The organism is Candidatus Steffania adelgidicola (assembly GCF_020541225.1).
GTDB classification, from domain to species: Bacteria; Pseudomonadota; Gammaproteobacteria; order Enterobacterales; family Enterobacteriaceae; genus Steffania; species Steffania adelgidicola.
Genome location: NZ_CP045889.1, coordinates 828441 through 852948, shown reverse-complemented (window position 1 = coordinate 852948; position 24508 = coordinate 828441). Strand labels below are relative to the sequence as shown.

At 38.0% G+C, this 24508-nt stretch carries 16 protein-coding genes and 1 pseudogene; 7 read left to right on the top strand and 10 right to left on the bottom strand.

Features of this window, described 5'->3' with window-relative positions; translation table 11 throughout:
* The first annotated feature begins 43 nt into the window (after positions 1–43).
* The 4 genes from GFK82_RS02395 (at position 44) to GFK82_RS03965 (ending at position 6206) form a co-directional block, all read left to right on the top strand.
* Complete coding sequence (locus GFK82_RS02395; RefSeq protein WP_226810348.1) at positions 44–472, top strand: rhodanese-like domain-containing protein; 429 nt, start codon at positions 44–46, stop codon at positions 470–472.
* A gap of 1498 nt (positions 473–1970) precedes the next feature.
* Positions 1971–2219 carry a biofilm formation regulator BssS gene (gene bssS, locus GFK82_RS02390; protein WP_226810347.1) on the top strand — a complete coding sequence of 83 codons (249 nt, stop codon included), beginning with the start codon at positions 1971–1973 and terminating at the stop codon, positions 2217–2219.
* A gap of 2891 nt (positions 2220–5110) precedes the next feature.
* Positions 5111–5350 (top strand): hypothetical protein, encoded by a 240-nt coding sequence (locus GFK82_RS04085; RefSeq protein ID WP_226811280.1) that lies wholly within the window; start codon positions 5111–5113, stop codon positions 5348–5350.
* Positions 5351–6080: 730 nt separating this feature from the next.
* Entirely contained in the window at positions 6081–6206 is a 126-nt protein-coding gene (locus GFK82_RS03965) for a hypothetical protein (RefSeq protein WP_282100969.1), read from the top strand.
* A 394-nt stretch (positions 6207–6600) separates the two neighbouring features.
* On the opposite strand, the gene GFK82_RS02380 is transcribed toward GFK82_RS03965, so the two are convergent.
* Positions 6601–6864, bottom strand: a complete 264-nt coding sequence (locus GFK82_RS02380; RefSeq protein WP_226810346.1) for a hypothetical protein — start codon at positions 6862–6864, stop codon at positions 6601–6603.
* Positions 6865–7013: 149 nt separating this feature from the next.
* The gene (locus tag GFK82_RS03960; protein ID WP_282100968.1) at positions 7014–7139 is read right to left on the bottom strand and encodes a hypothetical protein; all 126 of its coding nucleotides are present in this window, start codon (positions 7137–7139) and stop codon (positions 7014–7016) included.
* A gap of 8 nt (positions 7140–7147) precedes the next feature.
* On the opposite strand from GFK82_RS03960, the gene GFK82_RS02375 reads away from it, so the two are divergent.
* Both GFK82_RS02375 and GFK82_RS04080 read left to right on the top strand, forming a co-directional pair.
* A complete protein-coding gene (locus GFK82_RS02375; RefSeq protein WP_226810345.1) occupies positions 7148–7303 on the top strand; it encodes a hypothetical protein in 156 nt (51 codons plus the stop codon).
* Between the two features lie 269 nt (positions 7304–7572).
* A pseudogene (locus GFK82_RS04080) lies at positions 7573–7701 on the top strand (hypothetical protein); the annotation flags it as partial.
* Positions 7702–9540: 1839 nt separating this feature from the next.
* Here the strand turns inward: GFK82_RS04080 and ligA are convergent.
* Positions 9541–11556 (bottom strand): NAD-dependent DNA ligase LigA, encoded by a 2016-nt coding sequence (gene ligA, locus GFK82_RS02365; protein WP_226810344.1) that lies wholly within the window; start codon positions 11554–11556, stop codon positions 9541–9543.
* Between the two features lie 82 nt (positions 11557–11638).
* A complete protein-coding gene (gene zipA, locus GFK82_RS02360) occupies positions 11639–12469 on the bottom strand; it encodes a cell division protein ZipA (RefSeq protein WP_226811278.1) in 831 nt (276 codons plus the stop codon).
* A 2157-nt stretch (positions 12470–14626) separates the two neighbouring features.
* On the opposite strand from zipA, the gene trhO reads away from it, so the two are divergent.
* Positions 14627–15571, top strand: coding sequence for an oxygen-dependent tRNA uridine(34) hydroxylase TrhO (gene trhO, locus GFK82_RS02355; RefSeq protein ID WP_226810343.1), 945 nt, complete (start codon positions 14627–14629; stop codon positions 15569–15571).
* A gap of 120 nt (positions 15572–15691) precedes the next feature.
* On the opposite strand, the gene mrdB is transcribed toward trhO, so the two are convergent.
* The 6 genes from mrdB to leuS form a co-directional block, all read right to left on the bottom strand.
* On the bottom strand, positions 15692–16804 hold the full coding sequence (gene mrdB, locus GFK82_RS02350; RefSeq protein ID WP_226810342.1) for a peptidoglycan glycosyltransferase MrdB: 1113 nt from the start codon (positions 16802–16804) through the stop codon (positions 15692–15694).
* Between the two features lie 5 nt (positions 16805–16809).
* Positions 16810–18720, bottom strand: coding sequence for a peptidoglycan DD-transpeptidase MrdA (mrdA, locus tag GFK82_RS02345; RefSeq protein WP_226810341.1), 1911 nt, complete (start codon positions 18718–18720; stop codon positions 16810–16812).
* A gap of 739 nt (positions 18721–19459) precedes the next feature.
* Positions 19460–20110, bottom strand: a complete 651-nt coding sequence (gene nadD / locus GFK82_RS02340; protein ID WP_226810340.1) for a nicotinate-nucleotide adenylyltransferase — start codon at positions 20108–20110, stop codon at positions 19460–19462.
* Positions 20103–21134 carry a DNA polymerase III subunit delta gene (holA, locus tag GFK82_RS02335; protein WP_226810339.1) on the bottom strand — a complete coding sequence of 344 codons (1032 nt, stop codon included), beginning with the start codon at positions 21132–21134 and terminating at the stop codon, positions 20103–20105. Before holA ends, nadD begins: the two co-directional genes overlap by 8 nt.
* Positions 21094–21690, bottom strand: a complete 597-nt coding sequence (gene lptE / locus GFK82_RS02330; RefSeq protein ID WP_226810338.1) for an LPS assembly lipoprotein LptE — start codon at positions 21688–21690, stop codon at positions 21094–21096. The genes holA and lptE overlap by 41 nt, the downstream gene beginning before the upstream one ends.
* 14 nt (positions 21691–21704) lie before the next feature.
* Entirely contained in the window at positions 21705–24290 is a 2586-nt protein-coding gene (leuS, locus tag GFK82_RS02325; protein WP_226810337.1) for a leucine--tRNA ligase, read from the bottom strand.
* Between the last annotated feature and the right edge of the window lie 218 nt (positions 24291–24508).

The window sequence follows — 24508 nt, the reverse complement described above, 5'->3', positions numbered from 1 at the left end:
ATGAACATTAGGATAATTACTAATTTAGGAGTCTTTTCATCCCATGCCAGAATTTATTAGCTTCATTGATAATCATCTGATATTGAGTTTAGGGTGGATAGTGTTGTTGAGTACTCTAATTTTTACTACTTTCCAAAATCGGTTCTCCAAGATTCATATAATCGAAAGAAGTGAGGCTATTCAATTAATAAATAAGAAAGAAGCAGTAATCGTTGATCTTCGAAATCGGAAAGCTTATCATAAGGGACATATTGTAAATAGCTTAAATCTTTCTGAAGAAGATATTAAATCCGGAAATTTAGGTGAGCTACAGACAGCCAAGAGTAAACCGGTAATTCTTGTGTGCTCAAGTGGTAGCAGTTCACGTAACTCGGCAAAATACCTGATTCAAGCTGAATTTTCACTAGTTTATGTGCTAAAAAAAGGTATATTTGGGTGGAATATGGAAAACTTACCACTTATACGAAGTTAATGAATTTTTACAACCAATATCATTGCATGCCCATGAGTCCTTTTTTTAATTTATTCAGGATAGCTCACGAGAAGTATCGTAGAGAAAAAAATTTTATAACAATAAGTTATGGTAATTTTATTCGGACATCCATGGTTCCAGAATTAAAGGTCTCTATGAGACCTTCACTGGCTTTCTTAACAAGCGGGTATGTATTGAATAATTTACGTTAAATCTGGCAAAGTGTTTTTATTAACTTTCGTTAAAGTACGCTATTTACTATAGCGTGACAAGGTAATCACACTCTCTTTATCCACTGATATATGCCACCTATGCATCAATTTTAAATATCCTAATTAATAGACTATATGCTTTGTATTTAGAAATCTTTTTCTAGTTTAAAAGAGGATTGATGTTAATTTATTTAGGTAGGTGGTTAAATTTATATTTCCCTATACCCTTATGCTTATAAAGCATAAAAAGAAGGATTTTTATTTATCTAATAATTTCTTATAGAAGAAATTATTTTGTAATTCTATCCAGTTTAGCTATAGCGCCTCCAATTTTATCACTGTTTTTATCGATAGGTCCCTACTCATTTAGTAGTCTTCATGTAAAAAATTTTCTATTAAATATAGCTAAAGGATCCCGAGGTTAAGACCAAGAAGATATAGTTAAACTATTGATTTTTTATTAGATCAGATAGACTGAAAACAGAATCTAGATTCTCAAATACTTATAGTTGTGTTTTGCTTGTTGGTCGTGCTTAATTTAGTGCTGTTCTTCTGAACAGATAAAAAATTTATCGGCTATATATTCAATATTGATAATAAATTTTCAAACATTCCACTCTTATATAAAGCAAGTTCCATTACAAATTCAGAATTTCCAGGGAGTATAGGGGATAGAGAATTTTTCTGACCTCAGTTCTTCTAGAAGAAAAAGTCGCGAAGATAAGCGTTATCTGGCGGAAAAGTGAGATAGATCGATATCAGATCTGCGCTGATAGACATAATGAATTTTATTAAACAATAAAGAGAAAGACTTACTTATTTTCCAATTTAGATAGAGATATGTATGCAAGTGCACTGCTGCATAAACTGATTGAAGCAAAATATAGCAGTAAGCTGAATTAGTACAATTACCTATTGAGGTTCATTAGCAATGGGATCATTGAGAGTCATTATCTAGATCTTCTTTAACTCTGAACTCAATGTTACATACGATAGTCAAAGATATTTTACATGTCATAAGTTGTCTGTTTTCCATGCATATGGAATGATAAAATCACGTTATTTATCGATACTAGTTTGATGAAATCTTTTGATTTCATATAGCGGTTTTTATAAAAAACGGAATAGCGAAGATTTATATGATTGTTAGAGCGCTCACATCTTGTGTAGGAGGTTTTTAATTGCAAAAATTATTTTAAATGCGGGTATCAGGTACAACCTGCGCACCAAGAGATACAAGAACCTCATAGTCACTCAAATCACAACGAGTCAGAAAAGGGGTATATATGGACAGAAAAAACGAAATTATTCATACACACCCGTTGGTCGGTTGGGAAATTAGTACTGTAGATGCCTACGATGCCATAATGATTCGCCTACATTATGTGAATTCCCCTAACCAGGCCACTGTAGACGCAGAAGTTGACCGGACGTTATGGCTAACAACGGATATTGCTAAGCAGTTGATTTCTATTCTTGAAGCTGGTATCGCTAAAATAGAATCAACAGAACGCCTGGATTACCATAAGCATTAGTTCTGTTACCCCCATCTTCGATGACACCCGTCATCTCAACGCGGGTGTATTTATTTTATTGATTCTATATCAGTCATCGTCCAGATAGATAAAAATATTAATTTTTCCAAATTTTTATAATCAATAAAATAATCAGCTCGATAACTTCTAGAGTATAATTTGAGTATGCGGGAATTCCTTGCTTTTTAATCGCTATATGGGGTTCGCCTCTCTGAGGCGGGCGTATAGAAAGATGCCTCTTGAAGGATATGTTTAAGAAAAATATTCTAGACAAGATCGCGCTAGGTAGATAAATACTCAGAATTCTCCATTTTAGAAGTATGATTTCAATTAGGAGACTCGTCCTTGACTCAGTTTAACTACATATGATGGAAGTCGTACAATAACGATTTGTCAATTATGCAATATATTATTTGGGTTGTTTTTAAAACAATGATTGCTCGTTTTCCGTGATCTTTATCTGTTAATCATGAATTTATATAAGTCTATATTTTAACGACAATTCCGCTCACTATAATCGAATATGAAATACTATCTAAAGATATTAAATAAAAAATATGACTTTTCTTATATCGATACACATTTGAAAATCGATGGGTTGTATCTTTTTTTAAAAAATCAAATTAACAATCGATACAATAAATATAAAGGGCTCTTTGAGTTTCATGCAACATCCGAAATGTATGTTAAATTCTGGGAATTTAATTATCGGATCAAAGAGTTACCGTGAAGTGCTCATCAATATATTTCTCCTAAGTAGAAGACAGGTATTATCTGAAAATCATTGACATAGCACTCTAGGGATCCTGAAAAATATAACTTTTTCTTATAAAGAAATAATTAGCGCTAAACGCCCATCACGTTTAGCTAATTTTGATGCTAGTTCTTGACTTTCTCAATATGTTAATCTGGTTTTAGGGATATTATAGCTAGGAGATTGCTGTTTAATTCTGGAATTAAAGACTAAAAATAGGGTGTATGCACCATATAGACTATCTCTTTTTCTTTTTGGATATATATTTTATAGCATAACCAGCGGATCTGGTAAATATTTAGGAACATACTCTATATACTAAGTATTTGATTTTTATGATGAGTGCTTAAATATAATGTTTGTATAATGAGTAAGGTTTTCTAGAGTAATTACATGCTTTTCGGAAAGTCCTCGGATAATAATTGGTTCGATCTACGTTTGTCTAAAATAGAATCCGAAACTGATGTACTAGCTGCAAGATAGTCAACTGACTATTGAACATCCTAGTAAAAATGAGCACTATATTTTGATAAAAGTTGATGATTTAAAAAATTTTGAGGTGCTATTTATAAAAGTAAACTACTTCTATTATGTGGAAACGATATGAAATTTATATTTCAAACCAGTATAGTTATCACCTGATGATATTAAGATACATGAATATATTTTGCCTTTCTGTATGTTTATACGGTCTGAATTAAAATCGAACGCTTATAGGTACTAAACACAACTAAAGATAAGATCTTTATCTTATAGATAATTCTCTTATTAAATTATCATTTCTAATACAAATTTAGCAGTGTATCGATATTTTCCTCTACATAAAGATCTCCATAATGCAATATGCATCCTGATCTTCTATTCTTTAAAAGAAATATTTGCAGAAATAAAACTCGGCGACGAGGATTTATATAATGTTCGGGTGACAAATATGTAGTAAGTAAATGATGTACCTGGATATATGAAAATGGATGACTGATGTTTTTATATCATCTAAATTAAATAGAAAATATTATTCCAGAATAACTAATCACATCCTAGTAAAATATATATAACAAGTTATAAGAAAAAATCTTAAACAAGATAGTTCTCTTTAAGAAAAAAGTAAAATCGTTTTGATATTTCTGAAAAGTTCATTTAGAAATCTCTTAAAAACGCATCTGTAATGATGCCCCACCTTATCCTACAATGATATTAATAAAAAATAGCCGGTTTTAAGCGATATTTACAATACCTATTTGTATTCTATAAAAGACCCACTTATTCTTGTTCTAAAAATTCATAAGAAAACAGAAGAATAAATTGATTATTATTTAGATTTTCTAAATGAAATATGGTTATAGACTGATTGGATAGTCTTATCCCGTATTGGTTCTTGAATTTAAAAAAGATCGTTTTATAAGTTATTCGGTTGTTGTGAGGAAGGAATAGAATTTGAGTTAATTTGTTTTATTTTATTCTTATTAAAATAAACAATATTACACTAATACATTCAAGTTATAATCCGTTTTCTTTTTTATCAAAACTAATAAATGGTTTTATCATACACCTCGATTATTTTTTTAAGGAAGAGAGATCTATTAATATGGTAAATCAGTTTTCCTGCTTTATTCACATTTCAGCTTCATAAGCTGCTAGCCCGGTGTTAGGATACCCGTTTTTCGGTCAGCAATATTTATTCTGAATATGTTTACTTTGCCGATCGTAGTGTTGGGCTTGAAAATAATGCCTCGAGACGGCTTCAAGTCTTCTTGAAATATGGTCATTCTCTTATGGAATAGCAGTTGAATAAGAATTTGTTTCGGGTAACGTCACATCTGGGTAAACAGTCTTCTTAAGCGTGGAAGGCAACTGATTATTATCCATAATTATGGGTTGTCTCAGGTAAGGCTTCTAAATCGTAGTGTTTCCTTTTAATATTCAGGCACCTCACTTGAATGAGGTATGGTGGAAGTAGCGCTCGATTCTTCTATATGATCGTATGATAGCGACAGTCTTCAACAATGTTGAGAATGCGCATGTTTTATTTGCTCAGAATTTGCCGTTGCCGGCAATCCTTGTAGACGTAATTGGTAAAAGACGTAGGCTGCTATAAGCAGCGAATATCGTATAGAGTTTGGCGTTAGATTAGGATAAGATAGACTATCTTTTTGAAATACTTACCTATTTAGGACGCAAATCGAGTGATATAAGGCTATACATGTTTGCTCAAACCAACTTCGAGCACTGTTGGCATACAAGATGCAATGCCTACTGGATAATTGATGGTCAGCCCGAGGTGAAACTGCTATTTAACATGATCAAAACACATTTCAGAAAACACTGGAATATGTTTTATCCGTTTATAAAGAGAAGGCTGCACTATTTGAGGAATTAACCGTGGATCCTTGCTTTTGCGATGTCAAGACTGGATACTATGATGTTATCAAGAAACGACGTATGTTTTAATGAAGATAGAAGCTCATAATCATCCCACCGCCATCTCTCCTTCTCCCCGTGTAACCAGAGGATCTGGTTGTGAAATTTGTGATGAAGATCCTATCGACCGAAGTGGCAAACTAAAAGCGGGCCTGATTTGTTTTTCGATCTAGATCTACCTATTCTGGGATTGAAATAACCTTGAGAAGAAGATTTTGGACGTCTATAGAGTATCGTTAGCACACTAAACATTATGGCTGATAGAATTTTGGGAGGAGCGATGTTTAATAATCGATTTTGCCGTCGTGCTTTAACCGGGTATTGCCGTACCTATGAAGATCGTGTAGAGGGATCATAATGGTTTAGAGCTTCGTTGCTACTATAAACCTGTTATACTAGTCGGTAGACTCTATAATGTAAGAGCATTATATATTGAGAAAAATCCACTAAGTGTAGGCGTTCAGCTAATTTTTCTCGGTGGTTCAGAGATCTCCACTTTAGGAGAGGTGAAGCATTGTTGATATTCTGCTTGTTAATCAGATGTTATGCTAGATTTCGGCTCAGTTTAGCGTGCAAACCCTGAGATGCAACTTCCCTGTCAGCAGGTGATTGATCGGTGCTGGCAACTAGGTGATAAGAATCCAATTCTTTTATCTATGATCTAAACGCTGGCGGGCCTATCTAACCAAATGCTAGAGCTAAACAGTGATGGCTACCGTAGTTGTGGTCGCTTCCAACTGCAGAAAATCTGCAATGACGAACTAGAAATTGGTTCACTAAGTCATATATTAAATCTCAATAGCGTTATGCTATAGCAGTTTTACCTGAAACAGTGGCGAAATTTAATGTTATTTATCAATGTAATTGCGTGTTTTATGCGGTAGTGGATGAAGTAATACAGGAGTGAAATCTTGAATTGGAGCATAAGAGGGTCGGAAACCGACCGATTGCTTTCCTCTGGATGCTGTGTTTGGAAAGAGGCCGAAAATGTTACGGGAGACTATTACCCTGCAATCTAATGGACATAAATTAAATAGTGATTATATGTACACTTACTAAGGAAATTTACCGGGTATTACATGTACCAGTAATGGATTTACAAACCTTTTTCATTATTATTAATAATCGGACTGTTATTGGAATGATGGAGCGTGTTTAGATATCCGGCCCCTGTCAAGTACGAGTTATCTAACTCTGCCTTTATGATCATTAACTTTGATAATAGCTATTAGGGTGAGGTGATGTCGATTGGCGAGCAGTCGACTCTGGCGCTGTTAAACCTTGCTGCTTCTGACTGTCCGCCGTAGGTGGGGCGTTGACTAATTTAGCCGCTACACACATTGGTGATATTAATCGGGGTAATACTCTCTGCTCACGAGGTAGTTGCTGTCGTTTATCCATGGGACGATGTTGCGATTTATTAGGCACTGAAGGTGTTTGGCCAGGCGCTCTTCCTAACTTTGGAATTAACATTCCAGTAGAGAAAGATTTTATGTCAATAGAAACGAGTTGGGAATAAGGTGAATAGAAGTGGGAAATGATTGCGCCGCTCTCGGTAGCGATTAATGATTTTGTCTACGTGGAAGATATTTGTGCTACGGTAATTCCGCAATGATTACAGTCTAGTGGTGATAATCTCGTGCTATTTCTTGATCTTGGCGCGGGTTACCTGGCTCCGTAGGGGGTAGCACTTTAGCGCAAGTTAACCAGTAAGTCGGAGACAAAACTTCTAATATACGTAACTTCACTTAACTGGGTGCTTTTTTCCGAGCTATACAGAAACTGGTGCTGGAAGGAAAGCTGCTTAGCCTATCATGACCGACCTGATGGTGGTTTACTGGTGTGGCTAGCTGAAATAGCATTTGCCGGACATTGTGGTATCGATGTTGATATTGGCACTCTAGGAGAGTGATATACTGGCTGAGCTTTATAGGAAATAAGTCCGAATACTTTTAAGGTTAAGTTTAGTTTAGAAGAGGTTACATCGCGTATATACTGCTATTGCAGTATATATGGGGTCCCGTATTTCCATCGTTGTTTGCCGTGCTGGGGGTTCTCATAGAAATGCGAGATTTAAGGCATCTAGTTGCAATTGAACATGCGGGTCTGGTCGCTTTGCGCCATGTAGATAACTACGGTAAAGTACCGGAAAGACTATTCAGTTAATCCCCAAACACCTCACCGAATGCTATTACGGCAGTGTCCAGTGATACTGGATGCGTCATTTTAATCATACCCTCCCCCGAGCGAGTCTTTCATCCTGCCATTGACTCCTGGTATCCTGAAGAGCGAGATGAATCTTGGCCTTGAGTTTTATCGCAGCCACTGTGACAAGCAGTGGTTTGTATCGATAGGTGAGGGAAGAGAAGTATAAAGCATAGCTATTCGCTCTATACAAGGGCGAAAGAACCATGTTCAAATAGAGTGGATAGTATGATAAAAAATAAAAATATACTATAGATAACGATGCTGAAGGTTTGAAAGAAATTAGATATTATGAGGTTTCATACTGTATGAGCACTTGGAACCCGGTGTGTCTGTATTTCTATTATTGTTTCTTTGGTATGTGATGTTCATGAATTATCCATTGGCGAAAAAATACCCAGAGTTCGTACTATGAAAGTCTAGATTTGATGAGGGGGATAATTTTAAGTCCTAGATTAGTATGGAAATGCTATATGGTAACTATATTTCTATGTTAAGATGACACTGAAGATTAACCTTCATTAATACATGTACGTTTGAACTCAGATATTAAACTAATCAGAAAAAGTAAAATATGGATAAAGTTTTTTATTTAAAAGATAGTTTACTAAAATATTAAATGGAAGATAATATTTATTGGTATTTTTTTAAAATTTTAATACGTTAAGAAAACCTTTAAGTGGATACTTATGACTCGGTATGTAATAAATCAGAGTTTCTTATATATAAAAATGCATGCGTAGTGCTCAGTATATTGCTAGGTTTTTAATATACCCTTAATCTAAATACATCAAGATAAATGAGCATTTAATGAAATTTCGCTAGCGTTATGATTAATTTTCTTACTTAAAAGAGCGCGTTCTAGACCTAGAGCGCCGTAGCATACAGATCATTGTAGTATTTTTTATCATATTTTTTTATTATAATAAAGTGGTTTCGTATACAAGATTTTTTCGATTATAAAACACTATATCTCACTAAATTAAAATATTTTTTTTAAGTTCATGTAATGATTGCTGAATCGACTCTGGATCTCGTACGCGTAGCATTTTAGCGATAAGTTGAATTTAGCGACGTTGACTCTTAGGTTTAATTCGTTTTGCTAGCGCTATCGCGTCTCTTAGACCCTGATCTAATGGAAATAGCCTATTTTTTCCAAGATATATAAGTATAACACCTCATTGCTTGAGCGTTTCAGCATCATGTTTACTTTTGTTTTTACTTTTTAAAATCCACAGGATTCGATTCTGTTTATGATCCTGTTGTGAAGGATGCTGTGGATGGGTGTTGTTCCATTTTCGTGTTTATGTATTCACAAAAACTTCCTTTTCTATGAAAACTAAAAGTTTTGTCTCTATCTTTAAAGATATTTACTGTTTATTTTGACTTTCACAATTAATGCGTGGTAGATTGAAAATGGGCGTTATAGATAAATGATTTCGCCACCAGGTATGTTATTAAAATAAATAGTATATTGAACATGATATCTTTCGTATATCGCAGTATATTCCATGACGGTTATTTTATTTTAAGAGTGATTAGTTTTTGCCACGACTATTTTACTACCCTTCGGGTTTAACCGTATTTCATTTTTTCACCTTTTGATTTATTCAGAGAGGCTCTCTACCTCTCTATCCGGACCCTATTATCCCCCTCTCGTAGAGAGAGGCATAATAGGTAACATGATTTTTAGCAATGCCGAGAATGTGGTGCGGCACACATGCTCTATGCTAAATGCGCATGGCGTTATGAATATGAAGTTGATTAGCAAAAAAAAATAATTTTCTTATAAGAAAATTATTTTATACCTTTATAACTTTTGAGAGATATAGGAGCTTGGCGAAGCTACTTAAGTATTTATATCTGATATTTTTTTAATGATATTTAAATATTGGTAATACCTAATAGGTTCCATTAACTATTTTTGTTTTGTTGTATATCGAGCTATTTCTGTAGAAAACGCATCATTTCAGTCTCATTTATAATTGGAATATTTAACTCTTTAGCTTTAGACAGATTGCCCCCCGCCTTGTATCCTTGGATAAGCAGATTAGTTTTAGTAGAAACACTATTGGTAATCCGAGCACCCAGGGCTATTAGGCGTTCCTTAGCTTCATGGCGCGATAGGATTATGAATGATCCGGTTATGACAATCGTTTTACCAGCGAATAGATTAGCACTGGGTGTGTTGACAGGTTCAGTCCAGTGGATACCAATGGTTGGACTTAATAAATCCAAGATGATTCCAATATTATGGCTTTCAGAGAAAAAATTAAATATGTGGGTTGATACATTTTTACCAATATTTTTCACGGATCTAAGCGAATCAATATCGGCTGCCAATAACGCATCCATTGTTATGTAGATAGCTGCGAGAGAGGCAGCCGTTGCTTCGCCTACCTCAGGTATTCCCAGTGCATAAAGGAAACGTGCAAACGTAGTTTTTTTGGCTTTTTCTAACTCATTGAGTAAGTTTTTAGCTGATTTCGGTCCTATCCGTTTCAGAGAGATCAGGTTCTCTTGCTTTAATAGAAACAGATCAGTCGGGGTTTTCAGTACTCCAGACTCAACTAGTTGCGTGATAATCTTATCCCCCATACCGTTAATATCCATCGCTCGTCGAGAAACGAAATGCTTGAGCGCTTCTTTACGTTGTGCGGTGCAAATCCAACCTGCGGTGCATCGCAATACACCCCCACTCTCCACTTGTTTAATGTGTGAATTGCAGACTGGACAGTGTGACGGAAATACGATTTCTTGAGCATCCCCCGGCCGTTCGGAGGAAAGAATACCTACGATCTTTGGGATGACATCGCCGGCGCGTTGGACGATCGCTATGTCGCCAATCATCAGCCCTAGCCGTTTGATCTCGTTAGGATTATGAAGGCTAGCCTTACTTACCATAGCACCAGAAATCAGTACTGGCTGAAGTCGTGCTACCGGGGTGATTACTCCAGTTCGCGCCACGTGGAACTCAATATCTTTCACGTGGGTTAATTGTTCCTGAGGAGGGAACTTATAAGCAATTGCCCAACGCGGCGCGCGAGCGTTGCTCCCTAACCGATGCTGTAGCGTTAGTGAATCCACTTTAATAACAACGCCGTCGATATCGAATCCGAAGCATGCCCTGTCTTTATGTGCCTGTTGATAAAAAGTTAGTACTGCATCTCTGCCAGTGCAGCGTTTCACTCTGTCGCTAATTGGGAGTCCCCATATTTTCAGCTGTTGTAATCGTTCCCAATGACTGTCTGGTAGAAATCCGTCTTTTAGCAGGCCGATTCCGTAGCAATAAAACGTTAGTGACCGCTGGCTAGTAATAGCAGGATCCAATTGGCGTATAGACCCCGCTGCAGCGTTACGTGGATTCGCGAAAACCTTTCCTCCTTCTCGTTTAGCAGTTTCGTTTAACCGAAAAAAGTCAGCAGCTAACATAAAGACTTCACCGCGGATTTCTAGTATGCGCGGGAGGTTATCGTGGTTTTTTAAATAAAGTGGAATAGTACGGATAGTTAGCACGTTAGCAGTGATATTTTCACCGGTGGTTCCGTCTCCACGGGTAGCAGCCTGAACCAGTTTTCCATTTTTATAGAGCAAACTGACAGCAAGTCCATCCAACTTTAGTTCGCAGCAATAGGTCATATCATTATCGTGCCTACGATTGACGCTAACTCGTTTATCAAATGCAATAAAGGTGGATTCTTCAAAAGCATTATCTAGCGAAAGCATTGGTACTTCATGGCTTACTTGCCTAAATCTGTTGTTCGCTTTTCCACCGATTCTCTCACTAGGGGAGTGCTCGTGCGATAAGTCTGGTCGTTTTTCTTCTAATTCACGTAGTTTGAGCATGATGCGATCATATTCGCTATCGGGGACTTCAGGAGCGTCTTTTACGTAATAGAGATACTCCCAATATTGTAGCTTCTGACGTAGCGTTAGGATATCTTGTTCTATTTGCTCCATTATTCACCCTCAACAGAACAAAGGTAATCGGGATCTTATTGAACCTGATTTCAGCAATAATCGTTTGATGTAATCGCTTTGATTAGGTGTTGGCAGCCAAGGCTTGCCGAATTCGCATTTTATACTCGTCTAGTTTTTGCGGGGTCATCAAGTGGTGCTTATCATCAAGCACGACGCCACCGCAATCATCGGCAATACGCTGAGCAGATTGCAGCATGCGCTTAAAGTTCTGATAAGCATCGCCATAGGCAGGAATCATCATAAATATAGAGATTCCTGGAGTGATTAAATCAGCTATCTTATCAGAATTAAAAGAACCGGGTTCTATCATATTAGTTAGGCTAAACAACACAGGTCCGGTTCCTATGGGATTAAGGTGATGATGAAAAACATTCATTTGTCCAAATTTAAAACCAGCTTGAAGCACGCTTTTCATCAGTGATTGACCATCTAAGACACTGTTATTGTAAGCGGCGACATGTATTACCAGTACTGTTTTTTTTTCCTTCACCTGGAGGACTAATGCTATCCGTTCGTCATTGTTCGTCGGTACGGTTGGCTTACTCGGGGGTTGGGTTAAAGTGGTATTGGAACCTACTCCTCTCTCATGATCATCGCCAATATGTGCAGTGTATGTTGATGGGTTGGGGGATAGAGCGCTTTCATCGATGCGACTGACGTCTTTTGGGTGTTGTTTGGTGATATCCGCGACAAGCACTTCACTGACGGTGTGATTAGATGCAGATAGTAAATCTTTCTCCCGATCTTTCTGTTCTTGTTGAAGTCGTTTAATTGGGCAATCACGAAAAATTGTAGCTTGTTCTTTACGGTTAGTCCATACACCATGTAAAAGCAATGCTATGATCCCAATCGCCCCTAAAATAATTAATATCAGACGCAAATCCTGCATTATTATCATCTCAGCTATTCTAATTCATTATGCATCATATATTATCATCCTTAACATGTTGATCCTATTAAGTTCGTTTGTATAGAGTATAACTAATTGACTAAGTTTTAATAATATATTCATATAATAAATTAAATTATTTTTTATAAAACAATGTTATTGTGAGTAGTTATATATTTTTTTAGAAAACATATAGTATTTCATTAGAAAATCATTCCGGATAGATATAAAGCGTAGTTATTTTCCTGTATTTTTATATCTGAACTGAAGTTCATTTAAGCGATAATGACAACAAACATCTTTGTTATGACTAGAGGTTATCTGTAGTTGACATAATATAATTAAAATGAGTACATTGAAATACACTCTCTGATAAGAAATATCAATGATTTTTTTACTGTCTGCTGAGATATATTAAATACAATATAAGTGATAGATAAACGATCGCGTCTAAATTTATATAGAGAAAAAATAGACAAGACGAGATGATGCGTGAAATTCTTATGATAATCTACAAAGAAGTAGAGTGACTTTTTAAATGCTCTTTTTCAATTATTAATAAATTGTTATAGAGTGTAATTGTATGATGTTATTTATTCGTGATGAATTGGGATGTCTAATTATAGAGTATAACATATCATTTTTGAGTCCCAGGTTGAGTACTTGAAAAGAAAAAACATAGTGATTTTTCATGCATCTACTAGTAGGCAGATTAAACCCCGTGATTATATCGTAACTTTAAAGGGGTAACGTTAGTATAAAGTTTAGCTATATAAACAATCATATTGATACTTTCCTGTTGCATGGTGTTTTTATAAGATATACAGGCGTGTTATCAATTCCTTTGAATAGGTTTTCAATATCCGATAGATACCCCTGCCCCCTGTTAGGGGTTCGATTAAGATCGAGAAATAGCTGGGTATTGGGTGTAGCTTTTAGTTGAAGAGTAGTCGATAAAATTTATTAAATTTCGCGTGCTCTACCCGACCGCAAGGTAGTTTTGTAAACTTGTGTTGAGGATGTATAGAATACAATTCCCCTATAATTCTATATGAACATTAACAATATTATAGATAGAATCTACTTTGTAGATAACAAACTTCATTTTAATTATAGACTCTTATATAAGACAAGTAATATACCGTATGCATTGTATTTCATACAAGCATTCTGCAGAGATTGTTTTTTCTCATGACTAATTATAATATTAGCATTAATGAGATATGATTAAAGATTGAATATTCTCATTGTGTTTTTATTGAGCTATTCAAGAATACTTACAAGATTGGAGTGACACTGTAGTTAAATAAAGACCTTGTATCCAGTAACGTTAAACGTTAAATAATCTTTAAACTTATTGTCGGTATATTGTATAAATCGGATGATTTTCTCTAAAAACACATTCTCTTTTATTGATAAAAAATATGCAATTTAATATACAGTATCTGTATTGGTGAGATACCAATCTCTCGTTACTATATGAAGATTATAAATCAATTTAAATGGAGAATATCCTACCTCTTTTACCTATATTTATATATGTATCTTTCATGTATGGATTTGAAATCTCTTGGGTATGTGTAAACCGTCTTTTAAATTTAAGTAAACACTGTTTATAATAGAACAAGATACACTATTGCTTAAGATCAATTCTACATTTATAACAAAGAGTATAAAAAAGGTATTGATAAGGGTATAAAATTGTCTTAACGCTATCATTTATATTCTATAAACATAAAGAAGTGAAGAAAATAGTGAATTGACATATATAACTCATGATTATCTATTGCCTAGATAAGCATGGAGATATTAAAACATTTTATGTTCTATTGAATCTAACCATACGGTACTGTTTTTATAGTAGCATATCCGATAATACTATTTGACCTTCTCGAATATCACGTTTGTTTCATGAAACAGTGTGATCTGGATATGCTTTCATTAACCATATCTATCTTCAGATCATGACTTTTAATAAAGTGAATTAAAAATTCTATATATTCATTAATATTTATAGGAATATCACTCTAGAAATACTTTAGTGTTCATCAAATTATGATATATCGAGCATGGTTTCTTGAGCATAAATATAGTAACCGTATCAGGGGGAATAGTCTTCCCTGTTCACTAATAACTTAATTAACAATGGGAACTCATATCATGATAGCATTATATAATCGGGTCTCCAATCAAGAATTACGGGTTCGCATGTTTAGGGAAAGTGAACCTCGCATAACGCTTTCTTTTTATAGATATTTTATTCTAAACGATCCGCAGAGTTTCCGTGATATTTTTTACCGGACGCTCAGAGTCCTTAATGTATTCGGCCGAATCTATATCGCTACAGAGGGAATTAATGCGCAAATTAATGTACCAGAAAGCCGATTGGGCACTCTCCGTGAGGTATTGTACAGTGCACATCCAAAGTTAGATGGATTGCGATTGAACATAGCCTTGGACGAAGATAGCCGATCTTTCTGGGTATTACGTATGAAAGTGCGACCGCATATTCTCGCCGATGGTATTAAGGATCCCACTTTCAATCCGACGAACGTTGGCACTTATCTCACGGCAAAAGAGGTGAATTTAATGATGGACGATCCGGATGTGATCTTTATAGATATGCGTAATCATTATGAGTATGAAGTAGGGCATTTCAATCAGGCTATCGAGATCCCCTCTGATACGTTTCGCGAACAGTTGCCGATGACGGTGAGAATGTTACGGTATTATAAAAATAAAAAAATTGTTATGTATTGTACCGGTGGTATTCGTTGCGAAAAGGCCAGTGCCTGGATGATACATAACGGTTTTAAAAAAGTATATCAAATAGAAGGTGGTATTCTTCAATATGTCCGTTCTGCACGGCAACAAGGGCTCCCCTTAAAATTTATTGGGAAAAATTTTGTATTCGATGAACGCTTGGGCGAGCGTATAACATCAGATATCATTGCCAATTGTCATCAATGCGGCGCCCCTTCAGATACTCATACGAATTGCCGTAATCAGAGTTGTCACTTGCTATTCATCCAATGCCCCTTGTGCGCCAAAAAACATCAGGGGTACTGCAGCATGCTATGCCAGGAAAAAAACATGCGCATCTAGATAGCGCGTTTTTTCTCCTAATAAATCTTTTTCTTTTAAAAACAATCAATTGACTATTAAATATAATACCACAATATTGATTTTATGATATGACTGAGTCGGGGTTTATCTCGTAATTTATCATAAATATTTAGACAACATTTTTCGATGTGTGTGTATTGACATAACTATGCCAAACCCCGCCATAATTACAATTAATGCCGAACCGCCGTAGCTAACCAGTGGGAGAGGTACACCAACCACTGGTAAAATACCACTTACCATACCAATATTAACAAATAAATAAACAAATAGAATTAGCATTAAACCGCCAGCCATAACCCGACAAAAAGTATTCTGTGCACGCACTGCGATCACTAAACCACGTATGATAATTCCAAGATAGAGAGCGAGTAAAACTAATACCCCTATAAACCCTAGTTCCTCTCCTAAAACTGCAAAGATGAAATCGGTATGGCGTTCAGGTAAAAACTCCAGCTGAGACTGAGTGCCGTGTAGCCAACCTTTTCCGGATAATCCACCAGAACCGATGGCGATTTTTGACTGAATAATATGATAGCCTGCACCGAGAGGGTCAGATTCCGGATTTAGGAGCATCATTATCCTATTTCGTTGATAATCATGCATTAAAAAGAACCATAGTATAGGGATAAATGCCGCGACCAACAGTAATGCCAACATGATTAGCTGCCAACTTATTCCCGACAAGAAGAGAATAAATAAACCAGAAGCAGCAATAAGAATAGCGGTACCTAAATCAGGTTGTGCCGCCGCAAGTAGGGTGGGCAAGAAAATCAGCATAAGCGCAATAGAAGTATTTTTTAAAGATGGCGGGCAGCTATTGCGATTAACAAAACGGGCAATCATCATCGGTACAGCAATTTTAGCAATTTCAGAGGGCTGAAAGCGTATGAGACCCAGATCTAGCCAACGTTGTGCGCCTTTACTAATCTGACCAAAGGTATCTACTAACACCAGTAGAAGTATGCAGAAAATATATAGGAAAGGTGCCCATGCTTCATAAACGCGTGGCGGTATTTGCGCCATCAGCAGCATAACAATTAGACCAATTAGAATCTGAGCGATCTTGTGTTCTATAATGTTGACATCTTGCCCGCTGGCACTCCACACCACTAGAGCACTATAAACCAAAATTAGGGTGACAAAAAACAGGAATATTACGTCAATGTGTAGTTTTTTAAACAAGGATTGATGTTCGGGATTCTCATTCATAAATATTAATTACTTTTTTTAGTAGAAATAACGGTTGGTTTTTTATGCAACTGATCATAATTATTATTAATTAGAATATAATCCAGAATCTGACGGGTAATGGTTCCTATTGCTTGGCCGCCGCCACCGTTTTCCAGGATTACTACTACACCAACTGTAGGTTTATCGTAGGGGGCAAATGCACTCATCAACTTATGATCGCGTAGGCGTTCCGCAATTTTATGGATATTATAGGTTGCTCTACTACTTTTTAAACCATAAACTTGGGCTGTACCAGATTTTGCTGCCGCTTTATACGGCGTATTAGCAAAGCTTTTCCGAGCTGTGCCGTTCGGCCTGTTGGCAACACCATACATACCGTCTTTGGCAATCTCCCAGTAACCGGAATGAGGATCACCGATTTGTATATTTGTCGGTTGACGGTAGGGAACCTGGTGTCCATTTTCCAGAGTACCGTAGAGTAGATGTGGCGTACGTACTTCGCCATCATTAATCAATGTAATTAGCGCTTTTGACATTTGAAGAGGTGTAGCTATCCAATACCCTTGACCGATTCCAACAGGAATAGTGTCTCCTTGATACCATTTTTTTTTAAAATGCGAAATTTTCCAGTCACGAGTAGGCATCAAACCTGCCCGTTCCTCCGATAGATCGATGCCAGTATATTTACCGTAGCCAAATTTATTCATCCATTCAGAAAGTTTATCGATCCCCATATCATATGCTACTTGATAGAAGAAGGTGTCCGCAGATTCCTCCAATGCCCGAGTGACGTTTAAACGACCGTGCCCCCATTTCTTCCAATCGCGGTAACGTTTTTCCGAGCCGGGTAATGTCCATCCGCCTAGATCCAAGAGTGAGAATTTTTTGTTGATGACACCAATCGTTAAGGCTGATACTGAGATGTAAGGTTTCACGGTAGAGGCTGGCGGATATAATCCCTGCGTGGCGCGATTAATAAGCGGATGGTTTTCGTCTTCCAGTAGTGCATGATATTTTTTACTGGAAATTCCATTGACAAACAGATTGGGATCATAGCGTGGGTTAGATACCATTGCGCGAATACCGCCGTCACGTGGATCCATAACCACCACAGCGGCGCGGCTACTACCAAGCAGTAGTGTTTCAATATATTGTTGCAGGTTTAGATCTAAGGTTAAAGTGATATCTTTCCCTGCCTGAGGCGCTTCTTCTCGCAACTGACGGATGACTTGGCCACGATTATTAACTTCAACTTCTTCATAACCGGTTTTACCATGTAGGATATTTTCATAGTAGCGTTCGATCCCTAATTTACCGATATCGTGAGTTGGGGCATAGTTCTGTAGCATCCCTTGTTGATTGAGACGTTCTATATCCTCTTCGTCAATTTTTGACACATAGCCGATAACATGAGTGAGTGCGGCGCCGTAGGGGTAGTAGCGTTGCTGATAGCTTTTTATCTCGATGCCTGGAAATCGATATTGATTCACGGCAAAACGAGCCTGGTGTACATCAGTTAACCCGACTTTAAGAGGCAGCGAGGTAAAACGGTGAGCGCGTTTGCGTTCTTTTTCAAAATTACTAAGATCGTCATCGGTTAAATCTACTATTGTGCGGAGAGCCGTAATGGTTTTCTTTAAGTCGTGCACCTTTTCTGGCACGAGCTCTAGTTGATAAATAGTGCGGTTAAGTGCTAGCGGAGTGCCGTTGCGATCGTAGATAATACCGCGGCTTGGTGCGATGGGAACTAGTTTAATGCGATTCTCGTTAGAGCGGGTTCGATAATCCTCAACGTGGATTATTTGCAAATGATACAGATTAATAATGAGCATACCGGTAAGCAGAAAAATACCAACGTACGCCACTAGTGTACGACGTATAAATAGTACTGATTCTGCTGAATAATCGCGAAAGAGATTGGATTTTATTGTCATTCGGTGAAATTATTTTACATTGATCATTTTTACCGCTTTCTGGTAGTGATACCAGGGTAAGTGTTAGTCATAATGCATGAATACTATGGATGTCGAACAAGTAGTCTTAGAGAATCAGATTGATTTAAGAGTTAACAAGAGATATCAACGAGTTTTTCTCTACGGCTGCTTTATTTTCCAGGCCTTCACTTGTCTAATTTTCGAGTTCATATTGGAGATACCTATCGTTATGCTGATATTTTACTACCTGAGATACCATATTAGTTGTCTTGTTTTTCAATAATAATTAAAAATATTTAGTTGTAAACTGCGAATCCCAGCTACTATCGATCTTAGGTCGATGAGTAATTCTTTGAAAAATTTTCAGAGACGCTTTATCAATACAGCAAAATAAAAGGCATTCTAGATCGTGTCCGTTCTATAGACGACGGTTCTTTTCTAAGAAAGAATACACCATCACTTTCTGCGTTCAATTAGATTATAATCTATACAAGATAATTCTTCAAGTCTAGTGTTAGTGATAATAAATCTTACTTCATCAATAGCGCAGTTAAGAAGAGGGTAGTTAGAAAAAAATCTAGAATGGATTACTATTGATGCTTAACTTCTGTTAAATACTGAAGGTCATCGTATATTGTTAAATTATCAATCGTTTTAATAAAAGTATTCTTGAGAAATCCATCAAGAAAAAAATCGTATGTAGTATATTACATCAGCATTATTTCATCTCTTATATTTCTTAACGGTATAAGCCATGTTTGTGAATATAACTTTGTACCGAAGAAGGTAGAAGACCATCGCAAGAGCGGCCTTCCCGGTATCGCGTCCGGATATCGCTAGCAGAAATAGCAAATTGTGGGGTAGCTGCGAAATAAATCAACCCTGCTGGTTGTTGAGATAGTGCCTGCGGATCATTTGTCAAGCGATTTTCCAACCATTGATTATCAACCTGGTTAGTTAGCAAGCTCCTGTAACCGGGTCGGGGACACACAAGAAGATGGCATAAGTCCATTAACGCTAGGCCGCGATACCATGATCGCAGTGTTAGTAGCGAGTCGTAACCAATAATAAATCCAAGAGGTGAGTCAGGGCCGTATTCTCGGCGTAGTTCTTTAAAAGTGTCTACTGTCCAGGACGGTGTGGACCTGTGAAGTTCACGTTCATCAATAGTCAGGAATGCGTCTGGAATTTCGGCGATAGCCAACCGAAGCATCGCTAGACGTTGTGATGCAGTCATAGGATTTGCTCTGTGTGGCGGTATATTGTTTAGCAACAGGATTATCCGTTGTAGATTTAAAAGATTTTTTAACGCGATCATGAGCCGAATATGACCATAATGAACAGGATCAAAGGTTCCACCGTAAAAAGCAGTTAGAGCGTGTTTACCCATTAATCATGACTTCAGGTATGCTTTTGCCGCATAACAATAGTGCTAAAGCATGAAAATCAGACCATGCGAGGTAGCTGTAATCCTGCTTAAGTGAGCGTTCAATTTTATTCATTAAGGCTATCGTGTCCTTCAGCTGTGAAAGAGTGAGTCGACTTACTGCGTTAGTGAGCAGTGATCGACGGTTCTGAGATATTTTGTGACGCTCAAATAGTGTGTAGATTGGTTCGATAATGGCATGCCGTTTCAACATCAGTAGCAATAGGACTTCACGCTGAATAATACGTAGCAATATGACCGGTTCTGTAGTTTTTAGTTGTAGTTGATAAAGAACCCGCGCTGCGCGTTTACTGTTTCCCATGATAGCGGCGTTGATCCAGTGAAACAGTGTCAAGTCTGAAGTATCGTTTACGGTAGCTTTAACTTGCGATAGGGTCAGGTGAGCATTGGGATAAATTAGCAACAGCCGATCGAGCGCTTGGGCTAGTGCTAGCAAGTTGCCTTCATACGCATAACAAAGAAGATGACAGGCAGCATCATCTAGCGCTAACTTCATCTTTTTAGCACGTCTTGCTACCCATCCAGGTAGCTGTGTTTTTTCTGGAGTGCTACAGCTTACTAGCACTGCAGTTGGACTCAGTGCTTTAAACCATCCGCATTTCTCTACAGCTGGAGTCAGCTTGCTGCCGCGCAAGATCAAGACTAAATTATTATGTAACAATGCTGTGAGCTGCAGCAGTTTGTCGCTTATGACGGCTTGGGTATTACCGTCCGGTAATATAAGGCGTAGCGTTTGACGACTAGCGAATAGGCTGCGTGTTTTACATAGGTTGAAGATTTCTTCCCAATCAGTGTTGCTGTCTAATATGACATTAAAATGTTCGTCAAACTGCTGTATCTGAGCTTCTTTACGAATATAATCTTCGCTTTCCTGTAGCAATAATGGTTCATTACCGAATAGAAAATAACAGGGGAAGCAGGATGCTTTAAGGTTTGTTAGCAACTGGTCGGGATACAAGCGGATCATGGATCTGTCTCTGCTTCTTTGGGTGCGTTTCATCCACCATATCATGCGTCTTCTCTACAGTATACACTAACAGAAGTGTGCGCACCAGTTGCTGCGCGGCTTGCTGTCGCATCTCCTGACGGATGATATCTCCTTCAGCATCTTTCGCCAGTACTGTCAGTATATTATCAAAGAAAGAGCGATGCACCTTTATATCGATCAGGTGGTAATCCTTACCAGGTATTACTACCTTTGCTTGTATGTTTAAAGTGATCTCGTACTCTGCAGTTTTACCATTCTGAAATACTGAGGCGGTTTCTTGTCTTTCGGAGGTATTGAGAATTTCCAGCGACGGTAGTGTGTTACCATCCTGGATACACTGAACAAGCATCACATGATTCAGATGCAGCTCCTCACGTATGGCGCGTGTTAGTGGTCCATATAACTCATGAGTGTTTAAGGTCATATTTTTTATTTGAGTCTGCGTCTGATGGGTAGTGCCAGGAAGGTGATAACCGCATCCTGCATTTACCGCCACTACAAGGCCTAGTACCCATGTTAACCTGTGATATCGCAAAAGTGTCCTTCTATTTAAACCAAGACTAGATTTATTAGTCTACCAGGAATGTAAATGACCTTACGTATTGCAGTGCCTTTAAGATACTTGGCCACCAAAGCTTCCTGAGAAGCGCGTTTACATACCAGGGTTTCGTCTGCATCCGCAGGTACTTTAATTTTACCACGTACTCTACCGTTGATTTGAATGATTACTAGTTTCTCTTCTGCCAGCATGGCCATTTTATCCGCAACTGGCCAGGGTGCGTTATCAATATTTCCTTCTCCGCCTAGTGCCCGCCAAAGCGTAAAGCAAGCATGTGGGGTGAAAGGATGCAACATCCTTACGACTGCCATCAAGGCTTCCTGCCGAAGAGCGCAATCCTGAGATGTTGTCGGGTGTATATGCACTAGTTTATTAAACAACGACATAATGGCAGAAATTGCAGTGTTAAATGTTTGACGTCGTCCAATATCATCAGTAACTTTAGCAATAGTTTGATGTATTTCGCGCCTCGTTGCTTTTTGTTTGTCGTTTAAAGTGGTGATATCTAGCGCACTCACCAGAGGAAGTTGTGTATGCTTATACACCAGTTTCCAGAGGCGTTTTAAAAATCGGTTAGCACCTTCCAGACCGGATTCCTGCCATTCAAGCGTCATTTCCGGTGGAGAGGCAAACATTATAAACAGACGTAGAGTATCAGCGCCGTATTTTTTTATTATTTCCTGCGGATCGATCCCATTATTTTTTGATTTCGACATTTTACTGATACCCGCGTAAACTAGCGTTCGGCCAGTGCTATCAGTTGCGTTGACAATGCGACCTGTCTCATCGCGTGCTACGTGGACCTCCACTGGTGATACCCATATACGTTCCCCATTATCGGTTAGGTAGTAAAAGGCATCGGCCAGTACCATGCCTTGACATAGCAAGCGATTAGTAGGTTCGTCAGAAGTGACTAAACCAGCGTCGCGTAGTAGCTTATGATAAAAACGGAAATACATCAAATGCATGAGACCATGTTCGATGCCACCGATGTATTGATCCACTGGGAGCCAATAGTTGGCTGCCAGTGGATCAAGCATACCATGATGATAATGCGGGCAAGTATAGCGTGCGTAATACCAAGAGGATTCCATGAAAGTATCAAAAGTATCAGTTTCACGTAAGGCGGGCTGACCCCGATAAGTAGTTTTTGCCCATTCGAAATCGGTCTTTAAGGGATTGGAAATGCCGTTCATCACGATATTTTCTGGTAGGATAACAGGTAGTTGATCTTCTGGCGTCGGTATAATACTGCCGTCTTTAAGTGTCATCATTGGTATCGGTGCTCCCCAGTAGCGTTGCCGGGAAACGCTCCAATCGCGTAAGCGGTAGTGTGTTTTTCGGGTGCCGACGCCGGTTTTTAGTAATAGATCCGGAATCATATTACATCCAGTGTGCACATTTGGATTTTCATATTGATTGCATATGCAAGATATATCGTTTTGGGGCATAGACTTCGGGCTGATATCTGGTTCTTTGTCGTTAGAGTATGGGAGAATAGGGCGTTGTAACGGAAAATCATGTTCTGGGATGCATTGAAAGTCGCACTGATGATATTCTGGTGCTACCAGAACGGCGCCATTGCCATCATCCATTAGCACAAAATTAGCAACCCAGATCGGTAACATCTTTCCCGTTAGGGGATGTAAGGCGTTGAGGTTAGTCGTAATCCCCTTTTTTTTCATTTTTGCTATCTGTGCTTCGCACACTGTAGTAATGCGACATTCTTGAATAAAATCAGATAGTACCGGATTAGACGAGGCCGCCTTCAGCGAGAGAGGATGGTTAACTGCTAGGGCAATATAAGTGGCGTTTAGAAAAGTTTCTATATGGGTTATGTAGACTGTGAGGGTTTCTTTATTGTCTGCGACCTGAAAGGTGATTTCTATTCCCTCTGAACGGCCGATCCAGTGTCGTTGCATCGTTTTTACTTGCTCAGGCCAACTCTCTAATTTATCTAAATCATTTAGGAGTTCCTCGGCGTAGGCAGTAATTTTTATAAACCATTGAGGGATTTCGTTTCGTTCAACTTTAGTATCACAACGCCAGCAACAACCATTGATCACCTGTTCATTGGCCAGAACCGTCTGATCCTGGGGGCACCAGTTAACTGCTGATGTCTTTTTATAAACCAGGCCCTTTTCATATAACTTCGTAAAAAACCACTGCTCCCAGCGGTAATATTCGGGATGGCAGGTAGTAATCTCACGACTCCAGTCGTAACTGAAACCTAGAAGTTTTAGCTGGTTTTTCATGTAATTAATATTATCATAAGTCCACCGAGCTGGTGCAGTATTGTTTTTTACTGCCGCCCCTTCGGCGGGCAGGCCGAAGGCGTCCCAGCCGATAGGCTGCAGAACATTTTTACCCAGCATGCGCTGATAGCGGGATATTACATCGCCGATGGTGTAATTGCGCACATGCCCCATATGTAAGTTCCCGGAGGGATAGGGTAGCATGGAGACGCAGTAATATTTTTCCTTGCTGGGGTCTTCGGTAACCCTGAAGGTATCGTTTTCATTCCAGGATTGTTGGGCAGTGGATTCTACCTCTTCTGGGCGATAAAGTTCTTGCATGGCAGCCAGTTGTCCTTAAGTGAAATACGGCGATGCGTGCAGGGAGTTTATGAAATATAGATACTAGGATGTCTAGCATAGCTGATAAGCAATGGCGTCAACAACATATAACGTCTGTCTCAATCATTTTCTATTAATATTTACGGAGCACGTAATAAATCCGCTTGACGGTTTTATCCCGCACCGATGTTTAAGTGGACAGTATTAAAGCAAATGCT

Excerpts from the sequence above, each read along its gene's own strand:
- leuS (WP_226810337.1), bottom strand. The coding sequence starts at position 24,290 with ATGCAAGAACTTTATCGCCCAGAAGAGGTAGAATCCACTGCCCAACAA.
- bssS (WP_226810347.1), top strand. The coding sequence starts at position 1,971 with ATGGACAGAAAAAACGAAATTATTCATACACACCCGTTGGTCGGTTGG.
- trhO (WP_226810343.1), top strand. The coding sequence starts at position 14,627 with ATGATAGCATTATATAATCGGGTCTCCAATCAAGAATTACGGGTTCGC.
- nadD (WP_226810340.1), bottom strand. The coding sequence starts at position 20,110 with ATGGGTAAACACGCTCTAACTGCTTTTTACGGTGGAACCTTTGATCCT.
- ligA (WP_226810344.1), bottom strand. The coding sequence starts at position 11,556 with ATGGAGCAAATAGAACAAGATATCCTAACGCTACGTCAGAAGCTACAA.
- mrdA (WP_226810341.1), bottom strand. The coding sequence starts at position 18,720 with ATGACAATAAAATCCAATCTCTTTCGCGATTATTCAGCAGAATCAGTA.
- GFK82_RS02395 (WP_226810348.1), top strand. The coding sequence starts at position 44 with ATGCCAGAATTTATTAGCTTCATTGATAATCATCTGATATTGAGTTTA.
- mrdB (WP_226810342.1), bottom strand. The coding sequence starts at position 16,804 with ATGAATGAGAATCCCGAACATCAATCCTTGTTTAAAAAACTACACATT.
- GFK82_RS03965 (WP_282100969.1), top strand. The coding sequence starts at position 6,081 with ATGCTAGAGCTAAACAGTGATGGCTACCGTAGTTGTGGTCGCTTCCAA.
- GFK82_RS02380 (WP_226810346.1), bottom strand. The coding sequence starts at position 6,864 with ATGTTAATTCCAAAGTTAGGAAGAGCGCCTGGCCAAACACCTTCAGTG.
- holA (WP_226810339.1), bottom strand. The coding sequence starts at position 21,134 with ATGATCCGCTTGTATCCCGACCAGTTGCTAACAAACCTTAAAGCATCC.